Origin of the sequence: Campylobacter sputorum subsp. sputorum (assembly GCF_008245005.1) — a bacterium.
Classification (GTDB): Bacteria; Campylobacterota; Campylobacteria; order Campylobacterales; family Campylobacteraceae; genus Campylobacter_F; species Campylobacter_F sputorum.
In genome coordinates this window covers 257,324-269,715 of the sequence record NZ_CP043427.1, presented here as the reverse complement: position 1 = coordinate 269,715, position 12,392 = coordinate 257,324, and the positions used below count along the sequence as shown (strand labels likewise).

9 protein-coding genes and 1 tRNA gene are annotated in these 12,392 nt (G+C 29.6%); 4 read left to right on the top strand and 6 right to left on the bottom strand.

What is annotated here, in order from left to right; all coding sequences use genetic code 11:
• Positions 1-59 precede the first annotated feature (59 nt).
• The 3 genes from CSPT_RS01350 to CSPT_RS01340 all read left to right on the top strand — a co-directional run bounded on the left by CSPT_RS01350 (position 60) and on the right by CSPT_RS01340 (position 3,548).
• Positions 60-2,363, top strand: a complete 2,304-nt coding sequence (locus tag CSPT_RS01350; RefSeq protein ID WP_089181955.1) for a hypothetical protein — start codon at positions 60-62, stop codon at positions 2,361-2,363.
• Positions 2,364-2,656: 293 nt separating this feature from the next.
• On the top strand, positions 2,657-3,142 hold the full coding sequence (locus CSPT_RS01345) for a hypothetical protein (protein ID WP_089181954.1): 486 nt from the start codon (positions 2,657-2,659) through the stop codon (positions 3,140-3,142).
• Positions 3,143-3,257: 115 nt separating this feature from the next.
• Entirely contained in the window at positions 3,258-3,548 is a 291-nt protein-coding gene (locus tag CSPT_RS01340; RefSeq protein ID WP_089181953.1) for a hypothetical protein, read from the top strand.
• Positions 3,549-3,645: 97 nt separating this feature from the next.
• On the opposite strand, the gene CSPT_RS01335 is transcribed toward CSPT_RS01340, so the two are convergent.
• Positions 3,646-3,720: transfer RNA gene (locus CSPT_RS01335), tRNA-Asn, on the bottom strand.
• A gap of 82 nt (positions 3,721-3,802) precedes the next feature.
• Here CSPT_RS01335 and CSPT_RS01330 point away from each other — a divergent pair.
• Positions 3,803-4,225 carry a Sua5/YciO/YrdC/YwlC family protein gene (locus CSPT_RS01330; protein WP_089181952.1) on the top strand — a complete coding sequence of 141 codons (423 nt, stop codon included), beginning with the start codon at positions 3,803-3,805 and terminating at the stop codon, positions 4,223-4,225.
• An 86-nt stretch (positions 4,226-4,311) separates the two neighbouring features.
• On the opposite strand, the gene CSPT_RS01325 is transcribed toward CSPT_RS01330, so the two are convergent.
• The 5 genes from CSPT_RS01325 to dnaG form a co-directional block, all read right to left on the bottom strand.
• Entirely contained in the window at positions 4,312-6,405 is a 2,094-nt protein-coding gene (locus CSPT_RS01325; RefSeq protein ID WP_089181951.1) for a rhodanese-like domain-containing protein, read from the bottom strand.
• Positions 6,406-6,472: 67 nt separating this feature from the next.
• A complete protein-coding gene (locus tag CSPT_RS01320) occupies positions 6,473-8,368 on the bottom strand; it encodes a cytochrome C (RefSeq protein ID WP_170228723.1) in 1,896 nt (631 codons plus the stop codon).
• Positions 8,369-8,609: 241 nt separating this feature from the next.
• Positions 8,610-9,497: a tRNA (adenosine(37)-N6)-dimethylallyltransferase MiaA gene (miaA, locus tag CSPT_RS01315; RefSeq protein ID WP_089181949.1), complete on the bottom strand. Its 888-nt coding sequence runs from the start codon at positions 9,495-9,497 to the stop codon at positions 8,610-8,612.
• Positions 9,497-10,480 (bottom strand): argininosuccinate synthase domain-containing protein, encoded by a 984-nt coding sequence (locus CSPT_RS01310; RefSeq protein WP_089181948.1) that lies wholly within the window; start codon positions 10,478-10,480, stop codon positions 9,497-9,499. Before CSPT_RS01310 ends, miaA begins: the two co-directional genes overlap by 1 nt.
• Complete coding sequence (dnaG, locus tag CSPT_RS01305; RefSeq protein WP_309543848.1) at positions 10,477-12,126, bottom strand: DNA primase; 1,650 nt, start codon at positions 12,124-12,126, stop codon at positions 10,477-10,479. The genes CSPT_RS01310 and dnaG overlap by 4 nt, the downstream gene beginning before the upstream one ends.
• Between the last annotated feature and the right edge of the window lie 266 nt (positions 12,127-12,392).

Here is a 12,392-nt window from a genome sequence, read left to right as displayed (position 1 = left end):
TTATAAATAAATCCCAACTTTCGCCGATAATACTTCTAATCATCATAAAAGGATTTATAATGAATATAAGCTCACTTAGTAGTAGTGATATAAAGGTAGATACAACATTCTCTCAGCCACTTCCAAAAATATCTAAGCAAGAGTTAGAAGAAGCAAATAGGATAATAAAAGTAAATGATGTTAGTTTATCGGTCCAAGAGTATGAAAGAAGACAAACTGGGCTAATAAATGCTACTTATGGAATGATTTATAGCGATATAAATGCAACTATGTCAAATGTAAAAATAAATTATATAGTAAATAAAGAAGAGATAAACTTTCGTGATAATGTAAGCTTTTTACCAGGACAATATGGTGGTATAAAAAATGAATTTGATATAAATTATTCTATGCTTTTTAAACACTCTACTATTTCTAACAATGGATATGACGGCGGAATAATATATAATAGTAGTTTTGCTAGGCAAACTGCAGGGTATTTTTCCCTTCCTAATCACGAAGCACTATACAATGCAACTTTTGGTATGAGTATGGATTTTTCTATAGAAGAGCTTAATAAAAATATAAATGATAATCTACAAACTACCCAAATAGGCGATGAAGAAGGCTATATAAAAACATACGAAAGAGATAAATACTTTGGACTGATAGATAGTAATGTAACATATGATGAGTATAAAAATTTATCTAAAGCAATGTTAGACACCAAACCCCTAAACCTAAACTCATATGCAAACTCTAATCTTTTAAAAACACCTTATGGTGAAGTAACTATATTTTATGATGAGTTTGATGATAATGATAAACTGGGATTTGGAACATTCTCATCAAATTCTCTGCTTTTTAACTTTGATTCAAATGGTGATGGAATTGTTGATGCAAATGATAAATTATTTAATAAACTAAAAGTAAGAGGATATGATATAAATGGCAATGAAAAGATAGCTAAGCTTAGTGATGTTATGCCAAGTATAAATTTAAGAGATTTTATAAATAATGATATAATCAATTATAATGATAAATATATAGATGAGCATAACTCAAAATATCCACATCAAAAAATAGACAAATCAAAGCTTGATTATAGACTATCATATAATGCTTCAAACCCATATACCAAATTTAAAGCAGAATATAGATATGAGATGATTGAAGAAAAAGAGCTAAACAAATTCTTTGAGATGTATGCTAATGAAGATGGTTGGGTTGATTTAACAAATAATCATAATGCTATTTTTAATAAAAACTCAGCTTTTCATAACTTTGCTTATATGAAAAAAGATTTAAATGGCGAATTAAGCCTTAGTGAGTTTAATCCTATATTTAGTGATAAAAAACTAGATAAAGACTTCTCATATACAAACTATCAAAAACAAAACTTTATGAAGTTTTATGATGATTACTATAAAGAGCTAAACTCTCATAATAAAAATATAGAGTGGCTAAGTAAAAATCTAAAAGATTATGATGTAAAAGATGCTGATATTTATATAGATAAATTAAAAGATATAAAATCTCCTTATCTTATAGCTATGGAAAATGAATTCAAAGAAGCAACTGGGCTAGATTTTAGTTTAGAAAATTTAAATAAAGTAAAACAAGCTTTTGATATAAACAAAGCTAAAACAGCTAATGCTCTAAAAGACACAGATAGTGTTGTTGCTATGAAACTAAATAAAAATGGTTCTATAACACTTAAATTTAATAGCGGCAGACAAATAGTTGTAAATGAACTATATAGTGATACAGGCAAACTTTTAGGTGATAAAGATAAACAAGTAAGTGTAAATTTAAAAGCTAAAAATATGAATGAAGATGAGTTAAATTTATTAGTAAGCACTAAATCAGATAGCATAGGTATAAAAACAGAAAATAACAGATACCAAACTCTAAAAGACTTAGGAGTAAAAAGCATTAAAAAACTATCAAATAATAAATTTATACTCTACTTACAGGATAATACATTTATAACCACAAAAGAGCTTTATAATATAACTTATATAGATAGATTTTTAAATGATAGTAGTGGTTTAAATAATAACAGCAACAGTTTAAATAAAAACTCAAATAACAATAATAGTAATTTAAATTTAAATGATAACAACTCAAATAGTTTAAATTTAAACAATAATCTAAATTTCAAAAATAATTTAAATAACAATAACAATTTAAATTCAAATTTAAACAATCACAATAAGTTAAATTCAAATAACAATATAAATAATAGCATAAACAACAATGGGCTAAATTTAGATAACAACAGCTCAAATTTAAATAACTTATCTTTAAATTTAAATAATACTACAAACAAAACAATTCACCCAAAGGATATGTTTTATAGAAAAGTTGATGTTAGAGTATGAAAGTGTTTAAACAATACAAAAAAGAGTTTTTAAATATAGCTTTAAAAGATTAGTTAAAATCTAAAAGTTTTAAATAACACCTAAGAAATTTAACTTATTAGCTGCTTTACAAGCATAAAAAAGATTGTAACAAAAACATAAAAAGATAATTCAAATTTAAAAGATATTTTATGAATGTTTTTGTAAGGATAATCATATAAGATACTTTACATTACTAGAAATTTATAACTAAATTTTATTTTAAATTTGACGATTATGGATTTATCAAAGAGTGCTATTAAAAAGTATTTAAAATGATAGGTAGTATAAATGGATTTGAATCAAATTTAAGTTATTACAATACAAATACAACAACAAATTTAAAAGAAAACTCTGTAAAAGAACAATTAACGCGAGATAACTCTAATATCAAAGAACAAACTACACAAGAGCAAACCATAAATCAAACTAATGAAAACAAATTAGAAGAAAATACAAAAGATATAATTACAAAAATCAAAGAAAAACAAAAAACACAATCAAAAGAAGAGATGGCTAAACAAAATGCTAGATTTAGAAACTACTTTTATAATAAATCAGATTATGATATCCTTGGAGAATTTGTTAAATTTGATAGAAATGAAGTTGATTGGAAAGAAAAATCTATAGTCCAACTTGAAGAATTGCTAAATAAAAAATATACAAAAGAAGAGCAAGAATATATATTTAATATATCAATATTTGATATAGAAACTATAGGAGATGCAGATCTTTTAGTTGATAATAATTTAGTAACTTAGTTACATAATTTAAAAGATAAAGTTGCACAAGGTGGAAAATTATCTATTTGGGATAGAAGGCTAGGCTGGGGAACAATGCAACAAGAGCAAGAGCTGGAGGATTTTTTTTGATTCATTGCCAAAAGATTCCTCAATTAGTGTATATGGAGCTGCACTATATTTTAATTATTATGATGAAGATATAACTGAGTTTAAAAAACTTTTTAGAGAAGATATGGAAAAAACAACTGCTGCAAAAAGAGCACAAGTTGAGAAAGAAAATAAAGAAATAAGAGAATATAATGAAAAACTAGCAAAAGAGCGAGAAAAAGAGATACTAGATAAGTATAAACCAATAGAAGGAAAAACTTTTAATAAAGAAACTTATGATATGCAAAATGATCCAAGACTATTTATTTTATGCTAGTAAGCTTTTACAAAGACAAAATAAATAAGATGTAAAACTCTTCTAGAGCTTATGGAGAAATTAGAAAAAAGATTGGGGTTGATGTTAGGGTTTGAAGTGGCTCCGGATGCTGGATTCGAACCAGCGACCAATCGGTTAACAGCCGACTACTCTACCGCTGAGCTAATCCGGAATGATTAAAAATGAAATGTAATTATACATAAAAATTAACCAAATGTCAAGAAGTTTTAGAAATTTATGGTAAAATAAATCTTATGATATATTTAGCACAAACAGATACAACTGCAGGTTTTTTAAGTAAAGATTTAAAAGAACTTAATAAAATAAAAAATAGAAACGAAAATCAACCTTGTTTAATCACAGTTTCTAAGCTTAAAGAACTTAATAAACTCACTAGAATACCCGATAAATTTAAAAATTTAGTAAGAAAGTCCCAAAAAACCACATTTTTATATCCAAATAAAAAAGCCATTAGAGTGGTTAAAAATTGTCCGCATAGCAAATTTTTAGATGAACATGGCTGGATGTATTCAACTTCAGCAAATTTACACGGAGAAAAATTTGATTTAAATTATGCAAAAAGCGTGTGTGATATTGTAGTAGATGATAAATTTTTTGAAGACTTGCCATCAAAAATATATAGAATTTCAAATACAAATATCAAAAAAATTAGATAATAAAGTATAAAATCGCAGTGTTTTACGATAAAAATTAATTCTTTTAAAAATAAAGTAACCCCGCAAAAGCGGGATTACAAAAAAACTTATCCAAATATCATTTCAAAGTATGCGTAAATGATAAGGAATAAGAACGCAAGACCTGTTATAAGCATAGCAAAACCAACCAATTTAGCAATTGCACTATAACTACTAAAGTTACTATTCATAATCTTAAGTTCTTCTAATCTACCTGATTTAACAAGTCTATCATACCATACACTTCTTTCTTGTTTTAACTCTTCTTCAGTAATATGTCCAGAGAATATAACCATATCCATCGGGAATCTATCTGCTCTAAAGTGAGTATTAAAGAAATGCACAGCAAATATAAATCCTGTCGCAAGCAATGCCTCATCTGAGTGAACTAGTGTTGATAAATTTAACGTCCAGCCAGGCAAGAATGATGTAAATGCTGTTGGGAACCAAAGCACAAGCCCAGAAAATCCAATAATAAACATACCCCAGAACACTGCAAGATAATCGAATTTTTCCCAGTATGTCCATCTATCAAACTGAGGCCTAGGACCTTTACCCATAAACCATTTAAAATGATCTCTCATATCTCTAAAATCTTGCATATTTGGCATTAAAGAATCTGGTCCAAACAGTGCTCTCATACACAATCTAAAGCTAATTTTACCGGTTTTAGGATCTCTAACTTTATCTCGTTTTTTCCAAGAATTTACACAAATTTCCACAATATTTAGCAAGAAACAAGCTATCATAATAATAGCAGATATATGGTGTATCTTAGTTGCCATTATAGGTCCGCCCATTAAATCTATCATATCCTTAGCCCAAGAAGCTGTATAGAATTTTTGTGGCAATCCAGAAAACGCAAGTCCTAAGAAACTAGCCGCGACAAAGAAGTGTTGAATTCTATGCATTGTGCTAAATCTAGAAATTTTAACCTTATCATTGTGTGATTTTTCTTTAGCTGCTTTCCATTTTTCTGGATTATTTATTCTAGCCATTATCAAACGAACTGACCATAACAAAGTATGTAAACCAAAGAAGCCAAATACAGCTATAACTAGCCCTGTCATAAACACATATGAATAATAAAGAATCGGATAATTATCTTTATCTTTATGATCGGCATGTGCTATAAACTCTGAAAAATTGATATTTGAACCGGCATGACACTCTTTACAAGTATCTATACGATTTTGACCTTTAAACAATGTAGATTTAGGATCATCAACTTTAAATATATTATGAGTTCCATGACAATCAAAACAAGCAGCAACTGTAGGTGCTTTTGTAGGTGAATTTAAAAGCATTGCTTTACCATGGAATGTTTCATGATAGTGCATTTGCTCTTTTTCATGGCAAGAACCGCATTTAAAATCACTAAGTTGTTTATAAGTAGTTTTATGACCTTTTGCATCTGTTGTATGCACAGAGTGACAATCAGAACAGTTTGGCAACTCTTTGTTAAAGCCTTTTTCTCTAACTATCTTTTTGCTGTGAACACTGCCCTCAAAAGTTTTACCTATATCTTTGTGACAAGAAATACAGTTATTATTTACAAAGTCTTTATCTTTAAAAAGTTCTTCTTTTTTTTCTTTGCTAGCAAGCATTATTGCCTTTGAACTATGGCAATCTCTACAAGATGGAATAGTTCCAAATCTTAAATCCCCGTGAACACCATCTTTATAACTTTCAACTTTTTTATCCGTTAGTTTTTCTTTCTTTTTTCCAGAAAAATCTGTTTTTTCTATTTTTCTACCAGAAAGTATCCAACCCTCAATACCATCAATCATTATATAAACATTCTTATATCCAGCATCAAGGGCTTCTTTTGCAGCCATTGAGCTAGCGTGAGAATATCTATTCATACAATAAAATACTAATTTTGCATTTTTATCTTCAGGCAAAGAAGTTAATATATTCTTAGCATTTACATAATCTAAAAATATAGCATCTTTTATATGAGCATTTTCATACACAGATTGTGGGTTTGTATCTACAAAATAAACATCTTTTTGCCCGATAAATTCTTCGGCTTGATGCATATTTATAGATGTAGCTCCATCTACTCCTAGATTAAAATCGCCAGGAGCTGATGCAAAAAGAGATACAGATAAGCCTAGAACAAAAAAAAGAGTTATAAAACGAGTATATAATTTATACATTTTTTCTCCTAATTATTGTATAGATGCCTATTTTGGCATCTATACATGATTTTAAGACGGAAAATAATTATTTCTTGCCGTCTAAAATGTTCTGAGCTTGTTTTATGTAAACTAAAGCCTCATCAACTATTTTCTTAGAGTAAGCAGGTCCATGAACACCCCATGATCCATCTTTTTGAAGTTTTTCTAAAATTTCTTGAGCTTGTTTAGTTAAAGTTATAACTTTAACTTTTTTCTCTGTTGAAAGACTTGAATTAGCCATAGCCTTATCTATTTTCTTGATACCATCGCTAATTTCAGCAAAACCAGTTTTTATAGGTGTTTGCCATTTCATTACAACATCATAAATTTTCTCTTGATCTGTAAAGTGTAAATCTTTTGGTAATGTTGATTGAACAGCACTATGGCATCCACTAGCATTTGGTCCAGCCATAAGATCAGGATCGCTAAAGCTTGTTCTACCGCAACTCCACATCAAGTCAACAAAGAATCTACCATTTTCATCTCTTTCAAATCTCCATCCCTTAACTTTTAGAGGATCTCTTGGTTTTCCTGCTGGAGGATTGATTGATTTAGCTGTTTTATCAACTTTTATATTCCATATGTGACTTGCTCTAACATTATCAAATCCAGCTTTATCAGGATTTTGAACTGCTGCAAAGTTTTCACAACTCATCATATTTGGCATATGGCAACCTGTACAATTATCTTTTGCATGAATTCCGCCTTGTTTAAAGAAACTAGCTTGTGTTTCATGACAATCTTGACAAGTTTTCTTAAGACCTGTTCTTGTATATCCATCTTTCCAGTCATTTGCTGTAACTTCATGTGGATCGTGGCAAGTGTTACATCTCATACCTTTATCGTAGTGAGCTGAACTATACATTTGAGAACCCTCTGTTCCACAAGATGGGCAACTTGATTTGAAATAAACATTGAATGGTTTTCTAGGATTTGGCTCTGCTTCATCTGCATGGTATGCAAATCTTTGGTGACATCTTTCACAATTTGATGGCATTCCAGCACCTCTTGCGCCATATAAGTGAGCACCAGCACCATGACACTCTTCACAGCTTATACCTTTTGATATCGTGTGTTTTCTAAGTTCTTCAACATTTCCGATTGCATTGTAAAATTCTTCAGTTGATTTAAAATCAAATTTAAAACTATGACAAACTTCACAATACGAACTTGCAGGTTGGAACATCATAGTTTCAGCATATTTTGAACCATATGAGTTTGTTCCCCAAACAGTTGATCTTGAGTGAGCAAACTCTTCCATTTTTGTTGGGAAACCTGGTGAAAATTCAGCTATTTTTTTAGCCATATCAGGGGTTATGTTTTCTGACCAAAGTCTTGAGAACTGATTACCTCCAGCAACCATTTTACCGCTTAAATCGCTTAAATTTCCATCTTGAACATGATAAGTTCCACGAACTAACCATCTATCTACAAAGCCATATTTTGTTCTAGGTGTTCCAATAACAGCATAAACATCGTTAGCTTCTATACCCAAAGGCAAAATACTAGAAGGAGAATTATACATTTTCTTTTTAGGATCTCCGCCAACTTCTTCTAATTCATCTGGAAATCTAACAACTTTTGCGTGTCTTGATCTAGCCCATTGTGTATATTGAGCAGGGTGACACTCGCCACATTTTTTAGGACCTACAAATTTATTAGGAAAATCTAATATTGATTCCATACCAAGTCTGTAAGTTACAGCAGCATGCTCCAAACCAACTTTTTTAGCATATTTTGGACCACTATTAATCTCGACAAATTCTTCCATTCTATCGCTAATTGTATATTTTCCAACCAAGCGACCATCTTTTTCGTATTTAAACATTGGGTGTTTATCAATGAGTAAATCCATAAATTTATCGGCACCACGGACATAATCATCTAATGTTCTAGGTGTATTACCATCTTTTTCTGGATATCCAGCACTATTTAACTTCATTTGATATTTTTCTGCAGTTGTTTGTTCGGCATATACACCAGTGCTTAAAAAACAAGCACCAGCCAAAATCAAACAGGCTTTAGAAAAACGTCTTAACCAAGCATTCTCCATAGAATCCTCCTTTGATGATTTTAATTTTACAAAATTAATATAACTTTATATATTAAGTTATGTATTTTAATTCATTTTTTGTTAAAAATAGCTTAATATTAAATGTAAAATAAATGTAATAAAAATGTCACTATATGTATTGTTTAGATAAATACGAGCTTAGAGCCAATTTAACTTCATCAATAGGAGCGGAGAATTTATTAATAATAAATTGTGATTTATTAAAAGTTCGTTGTCTTTTGGCAAGTTGTATAGTATGTGTATTTATAAGCTCTATAAGATTTTGTTTTGAAATTTCATTTCTTAGATAACTAAATGTTTCTTTTAAACCTATGCAATTAAGGGATTTATGATGTGTTCCGTATTTTTTAGATAGATATTTTGCTTCATCTATCAAACCCGTATTTAACATTTTTTGAGTTCTAATATTTATTTTTTTATTTAATAATTCTTTTGGAACTTGAATTTCAAATATTTTAATACCTTTTATAATCGGCTCTTGCCTATTTTCTTTTAAATATTTACTAGGAATTTGAGATGTTGTTTTGTAAATTTGATACCATTTATGAAGTCTAAATTTATCGTTTTTACTAAATTTATTTACAAAATTTGTATCAAATTTACAAGCTAACTCCCAAATTTCATCATCGCTTATATCTATTGTAATATCATCAAATTTAGGTGCAAGTCCTTTTAACATGGCATTTAAATAAAATCCGCTTCCGCCTGTTATTATAAGATTTTTGGAGTGCTTTTTAGCATAATTGCTTGCTTTTTGATACTCTTTTATAAACTCTCCAACGCTAAAATACTCATCTGGATATACCAAATTTATACCAAAATGTAAAACCGAATTTAACTCATCTAAACTTGGCTTTGCTGAGGCGATATTTATCTCTTTATACAAACAAAGAGAATCAAGGCTTAAAATTACTGCATTATATCTCAAAGCCAACTCTATAGCTAAATCGCTTTTGCCGCTAGCAGTTGTTCCTATGATAGCTAATTCCAAGATGATTACCTTATTAAGTATTTTGATATCAAAGCTTTATCTTCAAAAGGTGAAATTTGAAATTTTTCACTGCCTATAAAAACATCATATGTTAAATTTGGATCCGTTTTTGCGTATGTTATGGCTATTTTTGAAGCTAGAAGTTTATCTTGATATGAAGAGTTTTTACTTATGAGGCTATATGCACCTATGTTTGGACTTATGTCGATATTTTCAAATTTAGTGTTTTTTAAAGACCTTAGTATTTCATTTTCTTTTTCATCTCTTCCCACTATCATTTTAGTCCCATCTTTAAGCCTTAAATGTCTGCCGTATCGTAAAAAAGATATATCAGAAGTTTCAAGTTTTTCGCCGTAATTTAACATATCTTTTATCTTATTTGAAAAATGCTCTAATGTAAGCAAACACCCACCAGCTGGGCTTGCATACTCTTTGATATCAAATTTCTTTACAAGCTCTAACTGCTTATCTCTACTTCTTCCGCTTATATCAAGCAGCAACTCTCTATCTACCCAGCCCATATTTTCTGGTTTTGTTGGACTTAAAAGCTTGGCACAAAGTGGGCGAAGTATGAGATTTTCTTCATCGCCACTAAGTCTAGCAACACTATTCATAGCTTCTCTTCTTTGGCTCATCGGTCTTTGACCTAAAACTTCGCCACTTATGACAAAATTTGCACTAAATTTATCAAGCAAATTTAGTGCTGTTTTAAACATATATCCATGACAATCTATACAAGGATTAAACCACTTTCCGTAACCAAATTTAGGATTAAACAAAACATCTTGTAGATATCTCTCTTGCATATCAATAACTTCAAAATCAGCGCCCACACTTGCTGCTCTATGTCTTAAAATTTTAAAATGCTCACTTGTTGCACCAAATCCATTATCCATATAAAGTGCAGTTACTTCTAATCCTTGCAAAGTTATCAGCTTTATAGCAAGCATACTATCAAGCCCTCCGCTAAATAGTGCTAAAGCTCTCATTTTAAGCCTTTTAACTTCATAATTTTTGAGTTTATTTTTTCTATCTTTTCAAGTTTATTTTCTATATTTGCATTTTTCATAGCTTCTAACATACCCTCGTAATATTTTATCTTTAACATTTTTATAGCTTGCAAAAATGTATCTTCGTTTTTATAAATTTCCACGCTCTCATCAAAATCAAGTTCCCTTAATACACCTTCATCTTCTTCATTTTTTGCACCATAAACAACAGCTCCATACTCTTTTTTATGAACTCTAAAATAACTTTTCTCACAAAGTTCAACCAAAATGCGTTTTAAATTTGAAAAACTCATTGCACTTTTTAAAATACTAAGTTCTAAATAATCTTTATTTTTAAATTTAATCTCAGGCTTTGATTCTTTTTTTGCGTAGCGATAGTTTAATCTAAAATTATCTAAATTTAACACTTCGCTCACAACACCCTCATAAGACATAGCCATAATCTTTGGCAGAGATCTTAAAAACTCACTTATCTCATCATAGGCTTTTTGTTTTTGAATAGGACTTGTTATATCGTATTTTTTAGAAATCATTTTTATGTAAAACTGCCCTAGTTCCATTCCGTTATCAAAAAGCTCTTTTAATCTATCTATCTTGCGTTCTTTTACCATATCGGCTGGATCTTCGCCATTTTCTATGATAACAACACTTCCTTCTATCCCATTTTGTACTAAAAGTACTGAGCTTTTTATGGCAGCATTTATACCAGCATTATCGCCATCAAAACTAAGGATTACTTTTATATCACCTCTTTTTATAAGCGGTATGTGTTTTTGGGTTAAAGCTGTTCCAAGTACGGCAACTGCATTTGTAAAACCAGCTTTATGAAGCATAATTACATCCATATATCCTTCAACAATTATCATCTGCTTTTTTTCATAAATGCTGGTTTTTGCCTTGTCATATCCATACAATAAAGTGGATTTATCAAAAATTTTACTTTGTGGGCTATTTACATACTTTGCTGGATTATCTTTTGCCAGAGTTCTACCGCCAAAACCAACTAAATTTCCAGCATGATTGCGTATAGGAAAAGTAACTCTTGATATAAAACTAGCATAAAGCCCATTTTGATTTTGCTTTATAATGCCTACATCAAGCGCATCGTTTTGATCTATTTCTTCATTTTGCAAAAGCCTTATAGTTGAGTTTGAATCAGGTGCAAAGCCTATCTCAAATTTCTCTATCATAGCATCATTTAATCCTCTATCATAAAGATAATTTAGTGCAAATTTGTTTTGAAATATTAGACTTCTATAATATGCATTTACGATATCAAGTATCTTTTTATCTGGTTTTTTGATATCATTTTGTGTTTTTATATAATTAAGTGCGAAATTTGAAATACTAGCTATTTTTTCAACAGCCTCTGGATAACTAAGCTTCTCGTAATCCATTACAAACTTTATCGCATCCCCTCCAGCACCACACGAAAAGCAGTGAAAAAGCCCTTTGTCGCTACTTATACTCATACTTGGATTTTTATCATCATGAAAAGGGCACAAACAAGTGCAATTATGTCCTACTCTTTTAAGTGGTATATAATGACCGATAATGTCAGCAATGTCGATTCTAAGTTTTAATTGTTCGATTGAATTAGGATCTATCATGGAAAAATTATACATTTATTTTGCTATAAATTCATTTAAATTTGTTATTTTTATCAAAGTTGTGTTTTGCTTGTATTCATTAAAACTTGTTTAAATTTTGATAAAAATTTAAAATCAAGAAAGATAAAAAGAGAAATAAAGATAGCAAGGAAAATAAAACTTATGATGATTATAAAGGTGGATTTTCGTTTAATCTACAAGGAATTAAAACTATATACATTTATAAAGGTTTATGCGTAATCTCAAATACAATTATAACTAAAACACAAGACAAAATTAAG